Annotated in this window: 17 protein-coding genes; 6 read left to right on the top strand and 11 right to left on the bottom strand. The window is 70.1% G+C overall.

Annotated elements, in window-relative coordinates:
* Positions 1–34: 34 nt before the first annotated feature.
* From IT293_16560 to IT293_16545, 4 genes are all read right to left on the bottom strand, one after another.
* Positions 35–586: an SRPBCC family protein gene (locus tag IT293_16560; GenBank protein ID MCC6766274.1), complete on the bottom strand. Its 552-nt coding sequence runs from the start codon at positions 584–586 to the stop codon at positions 35–37.
* Positions 587–652: 66 nt separating this feature from the next.
* Positions 653–1,096, bottom strand: coding sequence for a hypothetical protein (locus IT293_16555; protein ID MCC6766273.1), 444 nt, complete (start codon positions 1,094–1,096; stop codon positions 653–655).
* A gap of 15 nt (positions 1,097–1,111) precedes the next feature.
* Positions 1,112–1,846 (bottom strand): competence/damage-inducible protein A, encoded by a 735-nt coding sequence (locus IT293_16550; protein ID MCC6766272.1) that lies wholly within the window; start codon positions 1,844–1,846, stop codon positions 1,112–1,114.
* 13 nt (positions 1,847–1,859) lie between these two features.
* On the bottom strand, positions 1,860–3,512 hold the full coding sequence (locus IT293_16545; GenBank protein MCC6766271.1) for an acetolactate synthase: 1,653 nt from the start codon (positions 3,510–3,512) through the stop codon (positions 1,860–1,862).
* A 240-nt stretch (positions 3,513–3,752) separates the two neighbouring features.
* Between IT293_16545 and IT293_16540 the strand changes: the two genes are divergently transcribed.
* Positions 3,753–4,472: a Crp/Fnr family transcriptional regulator gene (locus IT293_16540; GenBank protein ID MCC6766270.1), complete on the top strand. Its 720-nt coding sequence runs from the start codon at positions 3,753–3,755 to the stop codon at positions 4,470–4,472.
* Here the strand turns inward: IT293_16540 and IT293_16535 are convergent.
* The 7 genes from IT293_16535 to IT293_16505 form a co-directional block, all read right to left on the bottom strand.
* A complete protein-coding gene (locus IT293_16535) occupies positions 4,451–5,107 on the bottom strand; it encodes a TetR/AcrR family transcriptional regulator (GenBank protein MCC6766269.1) in 657 nt (218 codons plus the stop codon). The genes IT293_16540 and IT293_16535 overlap by 22 nt on opposite strands.
* A 117-nt stretch (positions 5,108–5,224) precedes the next feature.
* Positions 5,225–5,497, bottom strand: a complete 273-nt coding sequence (locus IT293_16530; GenBank protein MCC6766268.1) for a DUF2249 domain-containing protein — start codon at positions 5,495–5,497, stop codon at positions 5,225–5,227.
* On the bottom strand, positions 5,494–6,093 hold the full coding sequence (locus IT293_16525; protein ID MCC6766267.1) for a TetR/AcrR family transcriptional regulator: 600 nt from the start codon (positions 6,091–6,093) through the stop codon (positions 5,494–5,496). The genes IT293_16530 and IT293_16525 overlap by 4 nt, the downstream gene beginning before the upstream one ends.
* 175 nt (positions 6,094–6,268) lie before the next feature.
* A complete protein-coding gene (locus IT293_16520) occupies positions 6,269–7,018 on the bottom strand; it encodes a molecular chaperone TorD family protein (protein ID MCC6766266.1) in 750 nt (249 codons plus the stop codon).
* A gap of 8 nt (positions 7,019–7,026) precedes the next feature.
* Complete coding sequence (locus IT293_16515; protein MCC6766265.1) at positions 7,027–7,881, bottom strand: hypothetical protein; 855 nt, start codon at positions 7,879–7,881, stop codon at positions 7,027–7,029.
* Positions 7,882–7,892: 11 nt separating this feature from the next.
* Complete coding sequence (locus tag IT293_16510; GenBank protein ID MCC6766264.1) at positions 7,893–9,020, bottom strand: dehydrogenase; 1,128 nt, start codon at positions 9,018–9,020, stop codon at positions 7,893–7,895.
* A 10-nt stretch (positions 9,021–9,030) separates the two neighbouring features.
* Positions 9,031–12,510: a molybdopterin-dependent oxidoreductase gene (locus IT293_16505; protein MCC6766263.1), complete on the bottom strand. Its 3,480-nt coding sequence runs from the start codon at positions 12,508–12,510 to the stop codon at positions 9,031–9,033.
* 296 nt (positions 12,511–12,806) lie between these two features.
* Between IT293_16505 and IT293_16500 the strand changes: the two genes are divergently transcribed.
* From IT293_16500 to IT293_16480, 5 genes are all read left to right on the top strand, one after another.
* Positions 12,807–17,237 carry a PQQ-dependent sugar dehydrogenase gene (locus IT293_16500; protein MCC6766262.1) on the top strand — a complete coding sequence of 1,477 codons (4,431 nt, stop codon included), beginning with the start codon at positions 12,807–12,809 and terminating at the stop codon, positions 17,235–17,237.
* A 241-nt stretch (positions 17,238–17,478) separates the two neighbouring features.
* Positions 17,479–18,417 (top strand): glycyl-radical enzyme activating protein, encoded by a 939-nt coding sequence (locus tag IT293_16495; protein MCC6766261.1) that lies wholly within the window; start codon positions 17,479–17,481, stop codon positions 18,415–18,417.
* Entirely contained in the window at positions 18,398–20,827 is a 2,430-nt protein-coding gene (locus IT293_16490) for a formate acetyltransferase (GenBank protein ID MCC6766260.1), read from the top strand. Before IT293_16495 ends, IT293_16490 begins: the two co-directional genes overlap by 20 nt.
* A 212-nt stretch (positions 20,828–21,039) precedes the next feature.
* Positions 21,040–22,143, top strand: coding sequence for a ferritin-like domain-containing protein (locus IT293_16485; GenBank protein ID MCC6766259.1), 1,104 nt, complete (start codon positions 21,040–21,042; stop codon positions 22,141–22,143).
* Between the two features lie 14 nt (positions 22,144–22,157).
* Entirely contained in the window at positions 22,158–22,610 is a 453-nt protein-coding gene (locus tag IT293_16480; GenBank protein MCC6766258.1) for a hypothetical protein, read from the top strand.
* Positions 22,611–22,620: the final 10 nt, after the last annotated feature.

The following is a 22,620-nucleotide window of genomic DNA, read 5'->3' as shown; positions in this document are numbered from 1 at the left end:
GTCGCCGCGCCGAGGAACGTGGCTTGCTTGACGACTACGAGGCGCCGCCCTGGGCCTGAATGCCCTTCTTCATGCCGGCGATCAGGTTGTCGAACGAATCCTTGATCGCGGTCTTCTGGACGCTCACCGGGACGGGGATGTTGGCCTTGTCCTTCTGGGTCGCCTTGTAGACGACCAGGGTGCCCTTCCCGTCCGGCGCCGGCTTGATCTCGTACGAGCCCGTGATGTCGACGAGCGCGCTCTCGAGCGTCTTCAGGTCGATGCGCTTCTCGGCCGGGTTCGCCTTCAGCTCCATCGTGAAAGCGTTCACCTGGCCGAGCGCGGACACGCGATAATCGACGACCTTGGTGTCTCCCTCGGACTTCACCAGCTTCGACTGCTGATACTGCTCGGAGTACTTCTCGATGTCCTCGGGGCGCTGGAACGCCTCCCAGACCTTGTCGATCGGCTCATCGACCTTCTTCTCGAGCCGGATCGTGAACGTATCGCCCTTCTTCTCGAGGATCTCGCCTTCCTCGAGCTTCGGCGAGCAGCTGACCACGAAAACGGCGAGCACACTCGCGGCGACCAGCCATGTCTTCATCATGAGTCCTCCCTTTCGGGGCGTCGTACTGGCAGAAAGGATTTTCGCTGACAAGCGCCCCGGCCGAGATCAGTACGAGGCCGGTTTGCCGGCCGCCGCGGGCTTCGGGCTCGAGGTCCCGAGGTCCTCCTCCTCGCGCGACGAGCGCTCGCGCTTCGGCTCGGTCGTGCCGCTGAAAAAGATCGGGTCTTCGCCCCTCAGCATCGAAGGCGTCACCACGTAGTCGCCGCCCGTCGACGGGATCCAGATCTGCCGCGCGAGCGGGTAGTTGAAGCCGGTCAGCATGTACGCCATGCCGCCCGTGATGCCGCCGAAGGTGGCATACACGAACTTCGTCGGCATGTAGACGAGGTTCGTGAAGAACGCCGCCACCCCGTAGCCGAAATCGGTCGCGAAGCGGCTCTCGTCCTCCTCCGCCGCGCCCACCGGCCGCGCGCTCCCCGCGAGCATCGTCGCGAGCACCGCCGCCGCCACCACCGTCCGTCCTCGTCCCGCAAGTACGGTCCGCATCATCGGATTCCTCCTCCTCTATTCATCCGTCCGCACCACGCTGCCCTCGGGCAGCACGGCCAGCAAATGTCCGAAGGCGCGCCCGACGTAGTCGGCGTCCTTCGATTCCAGCGTGACCTTCACCATGTACTCGGGATGATTGATCTTCGGGTACGAACCGAGCAGCAGGTCGGGGAACCGCCGGAGCGTGTCGTTCAGATGCTCGGCGATCGTCCCCTCGCCGACGCGCGTGTAGACGACCTTCACGCAGTACGGATCCGCGTTGAACCGCGGCTTCAGACCCTCGAGCTTGGCGCGGAAGATCTCCGGGATCCCGGGCAGGATGTAGATGTTCTCGACCTTGATGGTCGGGAAGTTGATGCTCGTGTCGGTGATGAGCTCGGCGCCCTCGGGCACCTCGGCCATCTTGAGCCGCGCGGGATTGATCCTGTCGCCATAGAAGGCGCGGAGCTTGTCGGCGATGTCGGGGTGGACGATCACCTTGCGCCCGAGCGCCATGGCGACGCCCTCGATCGTGACGTCGTCGTGCGTCGGCCCGACACCGCCCGAGGTGAACACCAGGTCGAGCGACTCGTGCTGCGAGCGCACCTCGTCCCGGATGAGCGGCAGCTCGTCGGGGATCGTGGCGATGCGCCGGAGCGTCACGCCGAGCGGACGCAGCTCCGCGGCGAGGAACGGCGAGTTGGTGTCGACGACCTTTCCCGAGAGGATCTCGTTCCCGATGACGACCACTCCCGCCGACAGATCACCCATACCGCCCCACGTTTCAGATCGAGATCGCGCCCTTGCGGAACTCGCTCACCCCGAGGCGTACGTTGACGAGCGCCGGCTTGCCGCAGCCGAGCGCACGCTCGAGCGCGGGACGGATGTCCTTCGGCTGCTCGACGTATTCGCCGTGCGCACCGACCGCCTCGGCCACCTTCTCGTAGTGGGTGAACTCGAGCTTGGTCGCGACCGACCGCTCCTCGCCATAGAGCTCCACCTGGCCGCGGCGGATCTGCATCCACGCCGCGTCATTGCCGATGACGCCCACCACGTTGATCTTCTGCCGTGCGAACGCCTCGAATTCGAGCCCGTTCAGCCCGAAGGCGCCGTCGCCGTAGACGATGATGACGTTGCTGCCGGGCTTCGCGAGCTTCGCAGCCATGGCGTAGCCCGGACCGACGCCGAGCGTCCCGAGCGGCCCCGGATCGAGCCACTGGCCGATCTTGGCGATGCGCAGCACCGACGCCGCCGTCGCGACGAAGTCGCCGCCGTCGCCGATGACGATCGTGTCGTCGTCGAGGATGCCGTCGATCTCCTTGCAGAGGCGGAGCGGGTTGATCGGCGACGCGTCGGATTCCATCTCGGCGCGCATCTGTTCGGTGCGCTCGGATTCCTTCACCCGCAAGCTCTTCACCCACTCGCGAACCGCGGGGCTCCCGCCCTTCGCCATGCCGGTCGCCGCCGCGGTGAGCGCCGCCATCGTCATGCCGGTATCGCCCGGGATGCCGACGTCGACGTGGCGGTTCCGTCCGATCTCGCCGCCGTCGAGGTCGATCTGGATGAGCTTCGCCTCCGGATTCAAGTGGCTCGCGCGCCCGTACCCGAGCCGGAAGTCGAGCGGAGTGCCGAAGATCAGGATCACGTCGGCGCCGCGGAGCGCTTCCTTGCGCGTCTTGGTGAAGAAGTTCGGATGGTCGGGCGGCAGCGATCCGCGCGCCTGCCCATTCACGTAGACCGGGAGCCCGAACCGCTCGACGAACGGCAGATAGGCGTCGCGGCGCTTCGACCAGAAGAGCTGGCTCCCGACGAGCGCGACCGGCTTCTCGGCCTTCGCGAGCAGCTCGATCGCCTTGTCGACGTAGGCGGGATCGGGAGACGCGCCGGCGGCTGTCCGCCCGCCGGTCGGGAACGTCAGCTGGTCCTCGTTGTAGGAGTCGAACAGGAAGTCGACCGGCATTTCGAGGAACACCGGCCCGGGCACGCCCGTGGTCGCGATGCGGAAGGCCATGCTCACGTACTCCCCGAGCCGGCGCGCTTCGGGGATCGAATGCGACCACTTGGTGATGGGCCGCATGAGGTCGACGTGGTTCATGTCCTGCAAAGAGCCCATGTCCTGCAGGCTCCGCGGGCCCTGCCCGCCGATGATCAGCATCGGAATGTTGGCGCGCCACGCGGACGCCACACCCGTCACCGCGTCGGTGAGCCCCGGACCGGCGGTCACGACCGCGACGCCGGGCTCACCCGTCACCCGCGCCCAGCCATCGGCCGCATGAGCCGCCGTCTGCTCGTGACGGGCGTCGACGACGCGGATACCGACGTCCAGACAGCCGTCGTAGATGGACATCACATGTCCACCGCAGAGGGTGAAGATGTGCGAGACGCCCTCGTTCTTGAGGGCCTTGGCGACGATGCGCCCGCCGTGCAGTTGGCTCATGCTGTGAGGGTCCCCCCGTGCCGGAACAAAGACCCGGCACTTATATCCCCCGCCATTCGCGGGCCGCAAGGCAAGTGGCGGAATTGGCGTGACGATTGCTAGCCGTGCTAGAGATACGACCCGCATGAACGCGCAATCGCGACTCCAGAGTCCATCCGAACCGCATCGTTCGCAGCCATGCCGCCGGGTCGCGCCCGCGATTCACGCACCTGCGAACCGCGCGCCGCGGGAAACAGCGCGATGAGGCGCATTTCCTGTCAACAGTGCACGGTCCGGGCGCATACCTGCATCGCGGACCTCCCCTTCGAGGATCTCGGCGACTTCCAGACCTGCGCCGTGACCGGCCTCTACAAGCCACGGCAGGTCGTCTTCCACGAGGGCACGCCGGCGACAGGCTTCTACGTCCTCTGCCACGGCAACGTGAAGCTCTATCAGTCGGACCGCTTCGGTCGCGAGTTCATCATCGACGTCGCGACGCCGGGCGCGATCCTCGGCGAGCTCGGCCTCGACGACGAGGACACCTTCTCCGCCTCAGCGGAGGCGCTGACCGAGGCGCAGCTCTCGTTCCTGCCCCGCGAGCGGCTCGTGAAGTTCCTCGAACGCCATCCGAAAACGAGCATCCAGCTGGTCGCGACGCTCAGCCGGGCGCTCGCTGCGACCCGCCGCAAGGCGGGCGAGCTCGCGCTGAAGCGGGCCGACGCGCGCCTCGCCGACCTCCTCCTGCGGCTCGGCGACGGCGCCTGTCACGACGCCGACACGAACGACGCCCCGCCCCTCATCCGCCTCACCTACTCACGCCGCGAGCTCGCGGACATGATCGGCGTCTCGACCGAGACAGCGATCCGCCTGCTCGCGAAGCTGAAACGCAACAAGATGATCTCGATCGAGGACGAGGGCGTCGTGGTGCTCGATCTCGAGCGCCTCACGCGCCTCGCGCACTACGGCAATCTGACGGCCTGAAGGAGCACGCGCTCGACGATCGCGGTCACGCGGTGACGGACGGCTTCGACGCCTTCTGCCGAGAGCTCCGCACTCCACCCGGAGGCGACGACCGGCGCGGACGTGAAGAAGAAGACGACCATCCCCATCACGCCGAGCACCAGGCCGAGGCCGTCGCAGGGCGCGAAGGCCCCCGCGCGTTGCCCTTCGTCCATGAACGACGTCACGAGCGCAATAAGGCGGTCCGAATCCGGCCCCCCGTCGTAGCCCTCGGGCGCGTCGCCGAGCGACTGCCGGAGCAGGATCTTGGTCTGCTCGGGACGGGCGGCGACGAGATCGATGTACGCGTCCAGCAACGCGCGCATCCGCTCCCACCACGAGCCGCCACCCGCGATCGCCCGGCGGACGATGGCCTCGCCCTCGCCGTGGCCTTCCGCGAGCACCGCGCGATAGAGCGCTTCCTTGCTCGCGAAATGGTGGAAGATCGATGCCTTCTGGATGCCGACATCCTCCGCCACCTCGTGGAGGCTCGTGCGATGATAGCCGCGCTCGGCGAACGAGCGCGCAGCAGCGGCGAGGATCGCCTCGCGCGTACCGAATCGTCTTCCGTCAGCGGGAGGGACGGCGCGCTGGCCGTCCGCGACGCGAGGTTTCATGGCGGTGCGCATGCACGTCCGACTACCGAACGGTCGGATGGCATCCCATGACCGACGTCATCCAGGCGAATGACGCGCCGCCGAGCCCTCCGAGCCCTCAGCGCAGCGCCGCAGCGATCACGAAGCCCGCCGATAGAACCACACGTGAAAGGTCTTCCCGTCACCCGTAGTGTGGGCGGCGAACCCGCGCTCTCGCATGACGTCATAGAGCGGCCGCGGCTCGAAGGGCACGATCAGGTGTAACGCCTCGTCGTCCCGGAGGCCGTCGATCGCGCACATGATGGCCGCGAAGGGCTCCTCGCCGCGCGCCAGGATCGGCCGCACGTCGAGATCGCGCGCGACCCGCGCGCCGGCGGCGAGCACCGGGGCCGGAGTGCTCGTGACGGTCATCCAGACGCGACTTCCTGCACGACGGCGCGGGCTGCAGCGGGCGCGAGCCCGAGCGTCCGCAGGACGTGCTCGGCGGCGATGCGGTCGGCCTGCGGACCGACCCGACCGAGCAGGCGGGCGCGCATCACGTGCAGCATCATCCCGCCGACCGCGTTCACCGCGAGCTCGGGATCGTCCACCGTGAAGCGCCCGCTCGCCATCCCCGCGCGGACGTGCGGCTCGATCGGCGCCGTCACGCTCGCCGCGAGCCGCGGTACGGCGTCGGTCGCGCGGAGCACGAACCACGCCCACGTCGGATCGGTCCCCGCGAGGTGCACCACGTGGCGGACCGCCACCGCCACCCGCGCGGCGGGATCGGCCATCGCGCCCGTGCGTCCGTTCAGCACCTCGCCGAGCAGCGCCGCCGCCTCCGCGACGATCACGTTCAGGAGCTCCCGCTTGGAGGTGAAGTAGTTGTAGAACGAGCCGACGCCGACGTCGGCGTCGTCGGTGATGGCGGAGACTGCGGCGCCCTCGAGGCCGTGAGCGGCGATCACCCGCCGCCCCGCCGCCACGAGACGGGCGCGGGTCTGGTTGCGCTGACGAAGCCTTCGCATCGGACCGGAGGCGCTCGCCGGAGCTTCCGGAACTGCCGGACGGGGATGGGTCATCGTTCAATGTTGAAGGGATCGTCAGCCGTGTCGCGATGACCGCTTGGGGGCGAACGCCCTGACCGACGTCACCACGGGGAGCCGTACGTCCTCGCCGTCCGCCCGGCGCGATGCGCGCGCGTCAGACCGTGGCGTCGGCCGCATCGGCGCGCGGACAGGTGAACGCCTCGCCACCGAGATCGCCCTCCGGGAGCCGTGCCGCGACCGTGTGCGGGATCACGGCAAGCCGCTCGCACTCGGCACGGACAGCGCAGCGGACGGCCTCGCCGAGCGCCACGTAGAAATCGGGAGCTCCCTGCTCGGCCAACGCGGTGCACCAGGCGTCGATCCACGTCCCGAGATGGTCGGCGAGGAACTTCGCCGTCGCGTCGCGCGTGACCGCGAGCGCCTCCGTCTCGCCGCCGCTCCGCGCCCACGCCTCCTTGAGCGCGAGCACGCTCACGAACTCGAGCTCGAGCGCAAGATGATCCTCGGGGCGCGGGCTCGCGGCGTCGGGCTGGACGCCGAAGGCGCGATAGAACCCGCCGAGGTCGGCGAGGGCGGTCGCCTTCCCGAGCAGACGCCCCGCGTCGCCCCAGGACGTCTCGGTGAGCGCGGCGCGGCCGGCCGGACCGAACAAGCGCACGTGCTCCGACGCCAGGTCGTCGGTCGCGACTTCCAGGCTCGTGAGCGCTCGCGCCAGCGCGGCGCGAACCTCGTCCGGCCATTCCCCGGTGCCGCGGAGCAGCGCGCGCCAACCGTCGGCGACCTCGGCGCGCCATGCGCCCGCCGGATCGTCGAGCCCGCGCGCCAGCGCCCGCAGCACCCCCGCGCGCGTGAGCGCGCCGGCAACGTCGCGTCGGATCCCCTGCAATGCGTTCGCGGTGGTCATGGTCGTCCTCACTCGGCGAGCTTCAGGGCGGCCCAGGTGGACCATGCCTTGCGCGGGCCGACCTCGCGGCTGCCGCCGTCCCAGACGGCGAACGCGACCGCCGACTCGCCGCCGGGCGCGAAGCCGACATGGCCCTCGCCGCCCGCGAGCGGATGCGTGACGACGACGCGCCAGGTGCCGTCGGCCCACACCCCCTTCCCGTCCGCCCGCTGGTCGTCGGGCTGGATCGTGAGCGAGCCCCAGCCCTCCGCGAGCTGCTCGAGCACGGGGCTCTTGTCGGCGTGCGTGATCAGGTTGTCGACGCCGACCGCGCCCATGTAGGGCCGGGCGTCGATCGCCCGCAGGAGCTCGTCCGGGTACACATCGGCGTGCGCGTTCGGATAGAGGTCGTTGGTGACCTGCGGCCGGCCGCGCTCGAGATCCTGCTGGAACGCGGCGCGCCACTGCCAGATCTCGACGCGCCCGCCCGGGTTCCCCATCATCGGGCTCGGAAGCGCGTCCTTCTTGAACTCGGCCGGGAACTCGATCGCGACCTGATCGCCGAACTGGTCGACCACGATGCGGTCGCTCCTGGTGGCGTCCGGCCATTCGAGAAGCAGCGCGAGCCACTTGCCGTCGTGGACCGCCTTGGCCTGCAGCGACTGGACCGCCGGCTTGAGGTTGTTCGGCAGCGTCATCGCCTGCGGCAGCAACGCCACCGGGGTCGCCGGCGCGTCCTTCCAGAACGCCGCGGCGGGGTCGCGAAACGGCCCCTTCTCGCGAACGCGCACGACGCGCAGCTCGGCCATCTGCGCCCCCACCTCTCCCGCCACGAGCGCCAAGGCGGCGGCGAGCACGAGCCTCGTTCCCCATCGGGTGGACATGCGTGGATCCCTCACGTGATGTTGGTGCGGTACGCCTGGTGCTGTTCGTCGAAGGCGGCCCGCACGTGGATCGCCTCTCTGAGCGGCACGCGCACGAGCTCGCCGCCCTTCTCGTCGAAGCCGATCGAGACCCCCGCCTCGACCTTGTAGTGGTGGATGATCATCGGGGTCGCGCCGAAGAGAAGCAGCGCCCCGAGCAGCTTCTCGTCGTCAGCCGCCTTCCGATACCCCGCGATCGCCCGCTCGACGCCGGCGCCGAACATCTGCACGAGGTAGCGCGGCGGCACGTGGACCGGCGGGATGTAGTAGGTATTCGGCTCCAGCCCGAACTGCGGGTAGAGCGGGCACGCGATCTTCGCGACGCGCACGATGTAGTCGATCGGGTTGTCCTCGCGGATCTCGTCGGGCTTGCCGATGAAACCCTGCAGGCGGATCTTGCCGATGCAGGTGATCGTGCACTGGGTCTGCCGGCCGCCCTCGACCGCCGGATAGCAGCCAATGCACTTTTCCGAGACGCGCGTGATCGGATTGAAGAACGTCTTCTTGTACGGGCAGCCCTTCACACACTCGCGGTAGCCGCGGCAGCGGGTCTGGTCGAGGAGTACGATGCCATCCTCCTCACGCTTGTAGATCGACATGCGCGGGCACGACGCGAGGCACGCCGGGTACGTGCAGTGATTGCAGATGCGCGGCAGGTAATACATCCACTGCATGTGCGGGATCTGCAGCAGCTCGCCCTGCTGCATGTCGCCGAAGGAGTCGTCCTCGCCGACGTTCGGATGCGCGTAGTCGAGATCCTCGGGCAGGTAGCCGAGGATGCGCTCGCCGCTCGGCGCCGACTCGAAGAGCGTCTTGCCCTTGTAGACCGGGCCGCCGACGTCCTGGACGCCGTGCTGCTCGAGGATCTTCACATCCCAGCCGAGCGGGTAGTACCCGTAGGGCTTGGTCTCGACGTTGTTCCAGAACATGTACTCCTGGCCGCGACCGGGGGTCCACGTCGTCTTGCAGGCGACCGTGCAGGTCTGACACGCGATGCACTTGTTGGTGTCGAAGAGCATCGCGAACTGCTTCTTCGGCCGCGCCCCTTCGTAGGGGTAGTCCATCTCGCGCCCGATCTGCCAGTTGTAGACTTTGGGCATCGCCCCTCCTTCACGCCTTGCGCACGGCGACGAAGCCGCCGTGCAGGTATCGCTGGAGCGCGGCGCTCTCCGCACCCGGCCGGAGGCCGAGCGTCACCGGCCGCCAGAGGCCTTTGCCGCCGATGCCGCCGTCCTCGGCCTTGGTGAAGCGCGCGAGCGACTCGCGTGGCGCGCTCGTCACGCAGTGCACGTCGACGTTGAAGCCCTTGGTGACCTCGTTGGTCCACGACTTCCGCGTGACGAGCGAGTGCGTCTGGTGCGTCGGCTTCAGCCAGGAGCGCGTCATGCTCTGATGGCCGCCGAAGCGGAAGAGCGCCTGGTAGTTGGTCTCGGGATTCTTGGCGAGACCGTCCGGACGGCTGGCGGCGCCGCGCACCGAGCCCGGCGTCGCCATGTAGCCGTTGAACCACATGCGGGTGATCCCGCGCGGCGTGCCGGGATAGTAGCGCGCGCGCGCCATGCAGCGTGCGACCACGTACTGCTCGGCGCGCGCCGGATCGGCCCAGCCGCGAAACGGCAGGTCGTTCGGATCGCCGTCGATCCAGACGTAGTCGCCGTCGGCGATGCCGAGCGCCCGCGCGTCGCCGGGATTGATGTCGACGTACATCTCGCCGTCGCCAGGCGCGCGCTTGTCGCGCCGGTACATGTCGCCGAAGGGGCCGAAGAGCGCCGCCATGAAATCGGTGTCGATCGGCATGGTATGCGCGCCGTGGCGGTACTTCGGGGTATGGAAGACGTGGTCCCATCCCTGGTCGCGGAGCGGATGCTTGGTGCGCACCAGCTCGTCCACTTTGAACGTGACGTTGCGCATCTGCCGCGTGTTGTGGTCGCGCGCGTCGGGCGCGATCCCCCAGTCGACCGGGCGCTTCGGGCGGATCGCCGGGTGCGGCGCCGCGGCGATCGCGCACGGCTCGTAGAAGGTCGCGTCCGAGGGCTCGCGGTGGACGACGAGGTTCTCGCCCGCCTCCACGAACTCGACCTCCGGCCGATAGAGCTCGAGCCGCCCCGTCCTGGTATGCCAGGGCTTCGACTCCTGCACCTGCTCCCACGAGTTCAGGCGCGGATAGGTGCGGGTGTTCACGAGGACCGGCACGCCCTCCTTGCCCCGCGCCAGCACCTCTTCGATCTTCCACCCCTTCATCGGCGCCGAGCCGTCGAGGATGCGCTGCAGGTACACCTCGGCCTTCTTCTCGGCGATGAAGTGCCACATCTGCTCGAAGCGCTCGTCCTCCGTGAGCTTCCCGAGTTCGCGCGCGACGCCGAGATAGGTCTCGTTGTCGGACACCGTCGCGAAGGCGCGGCGCGCGGGCGTCGTCGGGTACGGCTGGAGGAACGGATTGGTGTTGGAGGCGGTCATGTCCGGATACTTGAACTCCATCCAGGCATCGACCCCGTAGACGATGTCGCTGAACTCGCAGGACGCCGTCCACCACCACTCGTTGTAGACGACGCACTCGGCGCGCGGCAGCGTGTTGAAGACGACGTCGTAGAAGCCCTTCTGGTTGCCGAGGCTCGAGTTCGAGTTGACCTGCCAGATGGCCTTGGTCGGCGTCGGCAGGTGGGCGCCCGTCGTGATCTTCTTGGTGCCCGCCTTCATCACCCGCTCGCCGTTCGCCCAGTAGTGCATCGACTCGGGCCGCAGGTAGTACTTGGTCTTGATCTCGCCCGTCGCCTCGAGCTGGAGATGGAACGGGTCCTCGGTCGTGAAGCGGCCGATCCCCGAGAAGAGCGTGTTCTTGTAGGTCCCGGCGTAGCTCCCGATGTTGCCGCCGTGGCGGCCGAGGCTCCCGGCGAGCGCGAGCAGGAGAAAGAGCGCGCGGTCCTTGTTGTCGTTGTTCCAGAACTGGTTCGGCCCCATGCCGCAGGCGATGAGCGTGCGGCCGCCGCTCTCCGCGACGTCGCGCGCGAGGCGGCGGATCGCCTCCTCCGGCGCCCAGGTGATCTTGCGGACCTGCTCGGGCCGCATGTTGACGCGGAGATACTCGGCGGTGAGGTCGAAGACCGGCCGCGCCTCGACCGTCGCGCCGTCGGCGAGCTTCACCTTGAACGTGCCGGCGAGCGCCGGCCGGACGCCGAGCCCGTCGAAGTGGGCGCCGACGTCGTCGTGGCCGATCGCGACCGGCCGCTTCTGCTTCTCGTCCCACACGACACAGTCCGCGAAGTCGGGCTTCAGCGCCTCGGGAACGTACACCCCGTTCTGCTGCGGCGTCGGCGGGGCCTTCTGCCCGGTCGGGATCACCTGCGCCCAGTTCCGCCACGGCTTCTCGGCGTAGCCAGGGAACACGTCGGCCGCCTTCAAACGCTCGAGGGTGTCCATGCGGACGAGGGTCGGCAGATCGGTGAAGCGGCGGACGAAATCGGCGTCGTAGCGCTTCTCGGCGATGAGCACCTGCGCGACGCCGAGCGCCAGCGCCGGATCGGTGCCGGGGCGGATCACGACGACGTCGTCGCACTTGGAAGCGGTCGCCGAGTACTCGACCGTCACCGCGACCGTCTTCACGCCCTTCAGACGCGCCTCGGTCAGCCAGTGGCTGTCCGGCATCTTGGTCGTGATCCAATTCATGCCCCAGGCGATCACGAGCTTCGCGTTCTCGACGTCGAAGAGCTCGAAATCGTTGGTCTGCTCACCGGTCACCATCGGGTGCCCGGGCGGCAGGTCGGTGTGGAACGAGTACGAGTCCCACGAGCCGGCGCCCTTGGCGTCGTCGGGCGAGACCTTCCGCACGTGATGGTCGAGGAGCGCCATCGAGTTGCCCATGCGGAAGCAGCCGAAGATCCTGACCGGCCCCTGCTTCGCCATACCGCCGCGGAACTTCATGACCCGCGTACCGGCGCCGGCCACCTGCTCGACCATGTCGGGGTCGTAGCCCTGCGCGAGGAGGCGCTTCTTGCCGTCGTCGCCGGAGTAGGTCTCTGCGACGTTCACGAGCGTCTTGGCGTGGTAGGCGTACGCGACCTCGTGCGGCACCTTCACCCAGGCGTCGAAGCCGCGCCGCATGAGTTCCGGCGGCGCCGCGCCGGTTGCCGGATCGCGCGGGAAGCCGCGGTCGACCCACTCCTTGAATCCCTTGCGGAGGAAGGCGCCGTTCACGCGCCGGTCGCCGTAGAAGCGGCGCGCCAGCACGAGGCCCTTCTGGCAGCAGCGCGGATCCCAGCGATGGCTCGCCTGGTGGCCCGCGAGGTCGGTCGCCTTGCCGTAGCCGTAGGTCGGCTCGATGCGCACGACGACGCCGTTCTTCGTGAAGGCGCGCAGCAAGCAGTTGTGCGTGTCGTTCGGGCAGCAGAGGAACGTGAAGCTGTCCTCAGTGCGGAAGACGTCGCGATAGAGCCGCTCCCATTCGCGATCGGGATAGGCCGCGAGCGGGTTGGCGACCACGATCGGCGCGAGGTGCCGGTACCCGGCGAAGAGCGCGCCCGGCGCCGCGACCGTCCCGAGACCCACGGAGCCGGCGATGCGCAGGAAGTCACGACGCGAGAGCTTGCGATTCATCCCGTCCTCCCGAGCGGCGGATCACGCGGGTGAACGTGAAGGTCGTCCACCGCCGCCGTGCGCCGCATGGTTCGGAGCAGCAAAGCCAGTGCCATTCGATTCGACCGCGCGGACCGGACGCCCGTTCCCGCCGACGCGACGGATCGCGACGCGATATTCCCGCCGCCCGGAGAGCGCAGCGTCGGGGGCAGTCGCGGGGGGTCCGGCGCGCGTCAACGATGGCGCTGACGAACGTCATCTCGACGCGTTTCATCCCTTTCGCGGGCCACCGCGTGACCGTATGATCGAGGGGTCTCATGGTCTTTCGCCGCCGCGGCGCGCTCCTGTCGATCGTCCTGCTCTGCCTGCCGCTCGCCCGTGCCGGCGCCACGACGCTCCCCGCCGGCTTCGCGGAGTCGATCGCGATCAGCGGGCTCGAGCAGCCGACCGCCGTACGTTTCGCGCCCGACGGTCGAGTCTTCGTCACCGAAAAGAGCGGGATCGTGAAGGCGTTCGACGACCTCGCGGATCCGACGCCGACGATCGTCGCCGACCTCCGCACCAACGTGCACAACTTCTGGGACCGCGGCCTCCTCGGCCTGGCGCTCCACCCCGACTTCCCCGCCGTGCCGTCGATCTTCGTCCTCTACACGCTCGACGCGGCGCCTGGCGGCACACCGCCGCGCTGGGGATGGGTCGGCGCGACCGCCGACGGCTGCCCCGATCCGCTCGGCGCCGGCTGCGTCGTCGGCGGCAGGCTGGCGCGCCTCGACCTCGACGGCGGCGGGCTCGCGGGACCCGAGCAGGTGCTCCTCGAGGATTGGTGCCAGCAGTATCCGAGCCACTCGCTCGGGAGTCTCGCCTTCGGTCCCGACGGCGCGCTCTACGTCGGCGCCGGCGACGGCGCGAGCTTCAACGGCGTCGATTACGGGCAGTTCGGTCCCGGCCCGCTCAATCCCTGCGGTGACCCGACGGGCGGCGGCGCGACGCCGGCGCCGCCGGGCGCCGAGGGCGGCGCGCTCCGCAGCCAGGACGTCCTCAGCGCCGGCGACCCGCTCGGCTACGACGGCACGATCCTGCGCGTCGATCTGCTCGCACCCGCCGACGGCCGCGTCGTCGCCTTCGGGCTCCGCAACCCGTACCGCATGGCCTTCCGGCCCGGCACCGCGGAGCTCTGGGTCGGCGACGTCGGCTGGGACACGATCGAGGAGATCGACCGCATCGCGAACGCCGCCGACCCGGGCACACCGAACTTCGGCTGGCCCTGCTACGAAGGCGCCGACCGCCAGCCGTTCTACGAGGCGGCCGGCCTGGCCCGGTGCGACGCCATCTACGCGAGCCCGGCGGCGACCACCCCCCCCTATTTCGCGTATCGGCACGGCGAGCCCATGACGCTCGACGAGTCGTGCGGCGCCGGCAACTCTGCGATCACGGGCCTCGCCTTCCACGCCGGCGGCGGCTACCCCGCGGCCTACGACGGGGCGCTCTTCTTCGCCGACTTCTCACGCGGCTGCATCTGGTCGATGCGCGCCGGCGCCGACGGTCTGCCCGACCCGGCCACGCGCGCGGTCTTCGTCGACGGCGCCGCCTCGCCGGTCGCGCTCGAGACCGGTCCCGGCGGCGATCTCTTCTACGTCGACTTCAGCGGCGGCAGCGTGCGTCGCGTCCAATGGGTCTCGACCAACACGCCGCCGACCGCGGTGATCACGGCGCCCGCCGCGACCGAGCTCTGGCGCGTCGGCGCGCCCATCGACTTCGCCGGCGCGGCGACCGATCCCGAGGAGGGCGCGTTGCCGCCCGCGGCGCTCGAGTGGACGCTCCTCCTCGAACGCTGCGCCGGCGCCTGCACGACCGAGACCGTCGCCACGGCGACCGGCGTGGCCTCGGGGAGTTTCGCCGCTCCCGATCCCGGCGAGCTCCCCGCGCGCCTCCTGCTCCACCTGACCGCGACCGACTCCGGCGGGCTCGAGCATACCGCGAGCATTGCGCTCGACCCGGAGACGGTCGATCTCACCTTCGCTTCCACGCCGCCCGGTCTCACCCTCGTGGTCGAGTCGGCGGCCGCGGTGACGCCCTTCGTCCGCACCGCCGTCGTCGGTGCGGCGCTCGCCGTCGACGCGCCGGCACCGCAGGCGCTGGACGGCGTCGACTGGCTCTTCGCGTCGTGGTCGGACGGAGGGCTCCGCGCGCACGCGCTCACGGTGCCAGCCACCGACGCAACCATTACCGCTGCGTTCGTGAGCGCGTGCCACGACGACTTCGACTGTGACGACGGTGAGCCGTGCACCGACGAGCGGTGCGACCTCGTCGGCGGCTGCGTGCGGACGACGGTGTCCGACGGCGCGTCGTGCGACGACGGCACGGTCTGCAACGGGATCGCGCAATGCCTCGCCGGTGTCTGCACCGGCGCCCCCGCGCTCGACTGCGACGACCACAATCCCTGCACGTACGACGCCTGTGACCCTCTCGACGGTTGCGGCCACGCGCCGCTCTCCGACGGCACCGCGTGCGGTCCCGGCAGCACCTGCGGCGGCAGCTTGGCGTGCGCGGCCGGCGTCTGCACGGCCGTCCCGCCGCTCTGCGAGGACTTCCACGTCCCCGGCACCCAGACGGGCGACGTGCCGCCTCACGTGCTTCTCGAGCCCTCGGAGTGCGCCTCCTGCCACGGCGGCTACGACGCCGCGGTGGATCCGGTGGCGCGCTGGTCGGGAAGCCTGATGGCGCACGCCGGACGCGATCCGCTCTTCTTCGCGCAGCTCACGACCGCCGTCCAGGACGTGCCGAGCGTCGGCTATTACTGCCTGCGCTGCCACGTCCCCCTCAGCATCGTCACGGGTCACGCCGAGGAACCCGACGGCCGGCTCCTCGACGCGACCGATCGCCAAGGCGTCTCCTGCCACTTCTGCCACAGCATGGTCGACCCGCTCTTCGTACCCGGCACGAGCCCGGACGCGGACGCGGACATCCTGGCGGGCCTCTCGGCGATTCCCGCCCACTACGGGAACGCCATGTTCGTCCTCGACCCGAGCGGCACGCGCCGGGGCCCGCGCGCCGATCCGCTCGCGATGCACGCGTGGATCGTCTCCCCGTTCCATGCGCGCGGCGAGTTCTGCGGCACCTGCCACGACGTCGGCAACCTCGCCGTCACGCGCGACCCCGACGGCACGTATCGCTACAACACGATGGGGGTGCCGAGCCCGACGCACGATCCTGGCATGCAGTTCCCCCTCGAGCGCACCTACACGGAATGGAAGCTCAGCGCCTTCGCCGCGGGCGGCGTCGACACGGGCGGACGCTTCGGCGGCGTGGGCGGAGGCGTGGTGTCGACCTGCCAGGACTGCCACATGCCGCGCGCGGTCGGCCGCGGGTGCGTCTACGGCACCGTGCGCGGCGACCTCGCCCTCCATGACTTCGCCGGCGCCGCCGCGCCGGTGCTCGACCTGATCGCGGAAGCAACGCGTCTCGATCCCACGGTCGACCAGGCCGCGCTCGCCCGCGGACGCGACGCCGCGGTCGCCATGCTCGAGCGGGCCGCGTCGCTCGCGCTCACCCAGGAGGGAGCGCAACTCGTCGTGCGCGTGACCAACGAGACCGGCCACAAGCTCCCGACCGGCCACATCGAGGGGCGGCGCGTCTGGCTGCACGTCGCGTTCCGCGACGAAACCGGCGCGCTCGTCGCCGAGCACGGCCGCTACGACGCGGCGACGGCCGAACTCGACGAGGCCTCGACCGTCGTCTACGAGATGCACGTCGGCCTGAGCGCCGAGGCGGCGGCGCTCACGGGGCTCCCGGCCGGGCCCACCACGCACATGGCGCTCGCCGACACGATCGAGAAGGACAACCGCATTCCGCCGCGCGGCTTCGCGAACACCGCGTTCGCGGACGCGGGCGCGCCGGTGGTGGGCGCGAGCTACGCGGACGGGCAGTATTGGGACGACGTCCGCTTCGGAATCCCCCCCGGCACCACACGCGCCGACGTCGAACTCTACTATCAGAACACGCCGCGCCACTACATCGAGGCGCTCCGCGATGGCAACGTGACGGATGCGACCGGCGCGACGCTGCACGATCTCTGGGTGGCGACCGGCCGGGGCGCGCCGATCGCGATGGCGAGCGCCGCGACGGCGCTCGTGCCGCCGATCTGCGACGCGGACGGCGACTGTGACGACGACGACCCCTGCACCACCGACGCCTGCACGCCGAGCGGCCAGTGCACGCACGCCTTCGCGGGCACGCCGCTCCGGGCCGGGATGCGGCTCGTGCTCGGCGGAGCGCGCACGGCCAACCGCGGCACGCTCGCGCTGCGCGCGGCCGCAGACCTCGCCCTCCCCCCGGGCGAAGGCCTCGACCCGTCCGCACACGGCCTCCGCATCGAGCTTCGCACCGGCGCCGGCGACCTGCGCGAGCGCATCGTCCTCCCGGCCGGCGCGCGCGATCCGTTCACCGGCGCCGGGTGGAGCAGGAATCGCAACGGGACGACGTGGCGGTATCGCGATCCGGGAGGCGCTCACGGCGGCATCCGTACCGCGACGATCCGCCTCCCCGGAGCGGCCGCCGGGCGCGTCGAGGTCGCGCTGCGCGGCCGAGGCCGATCGAGCCCGCTCGCGCCCGGCGACGCCGCGCTCGAGCTGCGGCTCGCCTTCGGCGCCTCGCCGGGGCAATGCGCCGGGCACCGCTTCGGCGACGCGAGCGCGCCGCGGCCGCGCTGCCGGTGGAGCAGCACGGGCGCCACGTTCGCCTGTCGCTGATCACCGTCACTCCGCGCCGCGACCGACGTCACCGTCTCTCCTTGCGCCGCGAGGCACGAGGAGGCACGGATCTCGGAGGTCTCGGTGTCCCACGTGCACGCGATACCCACACCCACGCAGCGCGCCGTGCTCCTCGCGAGCTGCTGGACCGCGCACGACGCCCACTGGTTCGCCGTCGTCCCGGCGTCGCTCGTCCCGGCCGAGCGACCCGCAAACGTCAGCCGTCACGCTGACCTACGTCATGCAGCCCATCCGACCGATCGGTAGCCTGGTGGGGATGGACGAGCTTCCCGTCGTCGTCGACATCCAACGCTTCTCGCTGCACGACGGCCCCGGCATCCGGACGACGGTCTTTTTCAAGGGCTGCATCTTGCGCTGCGCCTGGTGCCACAATCCGGAAGCGATCCGGCGCGAACCGGAAATCGCGTTCCACCCGGACCGCTGCGCCGGCGAGCGGCGCTGCGCCGCCGCCTGCCCGCGTGGCGCGATCGTGTCGGGACCAGACCGCCGCATCGACTTTGCGAGCTGCGACGCGTGCGGGCGCTGCGCCGACGCGTGCGGCCACGAGGCGCTGCGGGTGATCGGCCGCCGCTACACCGTCGACGCGCTCGTCGCCGAGGTCGTGAAGGACCGGGACTACTTCGCGGAGTCGGGCGGCGGCGTCACGCTCTCGGGCGGCGAGCCGACGATCCACGCCGGCTACCTCGGCGCGCTACTGCCGCGCCTCGCGGCCGAACGCATCCACGTCGTGCTCCAGACCTGCGGCCTCTTCCGCTGGCGCGAGGTCGCGGCGCTCCTCCCTTGGGTCGGCCTCGTCCAGTTCGACCTGAAGCACATGGACAGCGCAGCGCACGCGCGCCTGACCGGTGCGGGCAACGAGCGCATCCTCCGCAATTTCGCGCGCCTCGTCGCGAGCGAGGTGGCCGTCGAGCCGCGCATGCCGGTGATCCCGGGGCTGAACGACGACCCGGACAACGTCCGAGCGACGGCCCGCTTCCTTGCGCGCCACGGACACCGCACGCTGCGCTGCCTCCCGTACCACGACTTCGGCGAGGCCAAGCTTCCGCGCCTCGCGCCCATCCTGGCGCCGCTCGGCCGTCCGCGCCTCGACCCGGCCGCGCTCGCCCCATTCGCCCGGCATTTCGGAAAGGAAGGCATCGATGTCGTCGTCTGCGACTGAGCTCCGCCCCGCCTCCGTCTCCCCGTCGCGCATCGCGCGCCTGAAAGACGCCGTCCAGCAGGCCGCCCCGGCCGTGTGCCCCGAACGCGCCCTCCTCTGGACGGAATACTTCGCGGACCGCGGCAACCGGGCGAAACCGCGCGCGATCCAGGCCGCGGAGGCGCTCGCGCACGTGCTCGCGAAAAAACAGGTCCGCATCCACCCGGACGAGCTCGTGGTCGGCAACTTCTCGTCGAAGCGCGTCGGCGGCGCCATCTATCCCGAGCTGCACGGCGTGGCGATGCTGCGCGAGATCGCGACTTTTCCCCATCGGCGCGTGAACCCGCTGGCGGTGAGCCGCGACGAGATCGCCGCCCTGCAGCGCATCATGCCGTTCTGGGCGCCGCGCATGCTCGGGTTCCGCGTCTACCGCTCGCCGTGGAACAAGGCCTCCTTCCTGCGCGAGCAGCTCGCGCCGCGGCACTACGTGCTGAACGAGCTCGCCGGCATCGCGCACGTCGTGCCCGACTACGCGAAGCTGATCGCGATCGGCACGGACGGCATCGCGAAGGAGGCGCGCGCCGCCCAGCAGCTCCACGGGCCCGCGTCCGAGCAATGGGCGTTCCTCGAAGGCGTCGCCATCATCGCCGACGCCCTCGCGCGCTTCGGCGAGCGCTACGCCCCGGTCGCGGAACGGCTCGCCGCCCACGAGACGGACACGGCGCGGCGCGCAGAGCTCGGCCTCGTCGCCGCGACCTGCCGCCGCGTGCCGCGCTTCGGCGCGCGGTCGTTCGTCGAGGCCGTGCAGTCGATCACGTTCGCCCAGATCGCCCTCAACCTCGAGAGCCTCGACAACGGCATCAGTCCGGGGCGCCTCGATCAGCTGTTGATGCCCTACTACCTGCGCGACCGCGCGCGCGGCGTCCTCGACCGCGAGGGCGCCAAGGAGTGGCTGGCGGCGTTCGCGATCAAGCTCTGCGAGGTCGTGCCGGTGTTCTCCGAGACCGCGACCCGCATGCACGGCGGCCTCATGAGCGGCCAGGCCGTCACGATGGGCGGGACCGACCGCGCCGGACGGGACGCGACCAACGAGCTCACCTACGTCCTCCTCGAGCTCGCCGACGAGCTCCGCATGCGCCAACCGAACTTCCACGCGCGCCTGCACGCGGAGGCGCCACGCGCCTACGTCGAGCGCGTCGCCGAGGTGCTCTGCGGCGGCGCCAACGCTCCGGCGCTCTACAACGATGCCGTCATCGTCCCCGCGCTCCGAGCAAACGGCTATGCCGACGACGACGCCCACGACTACGCGATCTGCGGGTGCGTCGAGCCAATCGCGCCGGGCCGCACGTTCGGTTCGACGGACGCGGCGCTCTTCAATCTCCCGATCGTCCTCGAGCTGGCGCTGAACGAGGGGCGGCGCTTCGGCATGCGCCGCCGCAGCGGCCCACGCACGCCGCACCCGTCGCGGCTGCGAACGATGGACGACGTGCGCGCGGCCTTCGAGACTCAGCTCGCCTTCCAGGTCGACCGCCTGGTGCGCGATCTGCAGGCCGTCGAGCGCGCGCACCGGAAGTTCCACCCGACGCCCCTCACCAGCATGTTGCTCGCGGGGTGCGTCGAGCAAGGCACGTGCTCGACGGCCGGGGGCGCCGTCTACAACGGGTCGGGCATCCAGGGCGTCGGCGCCAGCGACACCGGCGACAGCCTCCACGCGATCGCGCGTGCCGTCTTCGCGGACGAGCGGCTCGGGCTGCCCGCGCTCGTCGATCAGCTGAAGCGCGACCTGCCCGACGACGAGCTGTGCGGATACCTCCGCCGACTCGAGAAGTTCGGCAACGACCGGCCCGAGACCGACGCGTGGACCGCGTACGTCGTCGACGCCTTCACCCGCGCGCTCGGCGCGTACGCCAACACACGTGGCGGCCCCTACACCACCGGGCTCTACTCGATGACGACGCACCAGTACTTCGGCAGCCGGACGGGTGCGTCGGCCAATGGCCGCCGTCGCGGCGCGCCCTTCGCGTCGGGCATCGCACCCGCCGACGGCATGGACCGCGCGGGGCCGACGGCCCTCTTCAACTCGGTGAACCGCATCGACTTCGGCCGCGTCCGGAACGGCGCCAACCTGAACGCGCGCTTCGATCCGCACACGCTCCGCGGTCACACCGGACGCGCCGCGTTCGTCGCCCTGCTCGGCGCCTACTTCCGTCGCGGCGGCATGCAGCTCCAGACGAACGTCCTCGACACCGCGGTCCTGCGTGAAGCCCGCGCCCACCCCGAGCGGCATCCACACCTGCTCGTCCGCATCTCTGGCTACTGCGCCTACTTCGGCGACCTCACACCCGAGATGCAGGACGAGATCATCCGGCGCACCGAGCACGGCATCGGCGGGGGCACGGGGGCGCCGTTCGCGTCGGGAGTGGCGGGATGACCTGACCACGGACCGCCACGGAGTCCTCCTTGCCCCGTGTCGGCCACCCCGTGGCGATGCGTCATCGTGAACCATGACCGACGTCATCCCGCGCAGCCGTCCAACCGGTAGGAAGGCTGCACAGTGATCCGTACGCTGGACCCTGCAGACATCCTGCTCTCGCGGCGGCGCGCCGCGGCGGCGGTCAACGCACACACTAACAGGAGGCCACGATGAGCAACTACCCCCCAGGGAAATACACCCCGACCGTCGAAGTCGGACTCGACCGCATGCGAGACATGGCGAAGGGCAACTTCGACCTGAAATGGATGCAGGCCAATCCCGCGGGATGGGGACACCAGGCCACGGCGGGCCCCACGGGGCTCCGTATGCGCGACATCGAGACGGGCTACTACGGACAGGTGCCCGAGCACGGCTCGGAGCACGGCAGCATGGCACCGCGCGGCTGCGAAGTGCCGCCCGGCACCCGGTCCCTCCCCATGTACACGATGAACGAGATGTCCGAGGTCTGGGCGGAAAACGCCGGCCTGCTCTACGACGAGGCCGTCGTTCGGCAGTGGAACTCGGTCACCGACGTCCCGTGGGACAAGCTCCAGAAGCTCCCCGACGACATCGAGCGCGCCGTCTGCCAGATGTGCACGGGCTTGACCGAGGTCGAGTTCGTCGCCGGCGACATGCCGGCCAAGTGGCTCTGCCGGATCAACCACGACTTCCACGAGGTGAAACTCTTCCTCGCGAGCCAGATCTTCGACGAAGCGCGCCACCTCGACGTCTTCCGCAAGCGCGCGCTCGCCAACGGCGGCGGCCTCCTGATGGCGTCGCCCGGCCAGGAGGAGCTCCTCGCGACCATCCTCGAGGCGCCGGACTACACGACCGCGAGCGCCCTCATGCACATCTTCGGCGAGGGCTTCGTCCTCACACTCTTCCGCCAGGGTGAGTTCCTCGCCCCGACCGAGGTTGAGAAGGCGATCTTCCGCCTCTGCATGCAGGACGAGGCGCGCCACGTCGCCTACGGCGTGAAGCACCTCAAGTACTTCCTCGAGCGCCATCCCGACCGCGCCGAGCAGGTGCACAAGATCCTCGACCTCGGCGAGCAGGCGATCTTCACGCTCACGCTCGAACCGCAAACGTCGGAGCCGCGCGCGATCCTCGCGGGCGGCGGGCTCGCCAACATCGAGCTCGGCATGCAGCGCATGGCGTTCATCTACGCCAAGCAGGTGAAGGAATACCTGCGTCGCCTCGAGATCGCGGGGCTCGATCGCGAGCCGCGCCTGACCATACCCAAAGAGATCCCGTACGAAGATCTCGCTGCCTAGGAGGAGACCATCCCATGACCGACACGACGCTGTTTCCGTCGACGCAGTGGTTCGAGGCGCTCGCGCGCCGCATGGACCAGGACGAAGCAGGGTACCGCGAACTCGGCCCCCTCGAGTGCACGATGGTGGTCCAGGTCGAGGCTCCCGCGGGCACGCAGCTCTACGAGGTCGGGTTCGACGGCTTCAAGACATCCTCGGTGCGGAAGCTGGCCAACCTGAAGGAAGCGACGTCCGAGCATTTCGTGCTCGAGGCCTCGCTCGAGACCTGGCGCGAGATGATCGAGAACATCCGCGCCAACGCCGGGCCCGACCTCACGCACACGCTCAACTACCTGACGTTCCCCGACGATCCGATGCGCGTCAGCGGACCGGATCAACTCGAGGTAGACGCCTTCTATCGGTACAACCAGAGCCTGCAGCGCTTCTTCAACGGCGCCGCCGAGGTGCCCACGGCGTTCGCGTCGTGAGCCCCGCCAC

The sequence above is a fragment of the Deltaproteobacteria bacterium genome, from assembly GCA_020848745.1.
Taxonomy (GTDB): Bacteria; Desulfobacterota; Binatia; order UTPRO1; family UTPRO1; genus UTPRO1.
This window is presented reverse-complemented; position numbering and strand designations above follow the sequence as displayed.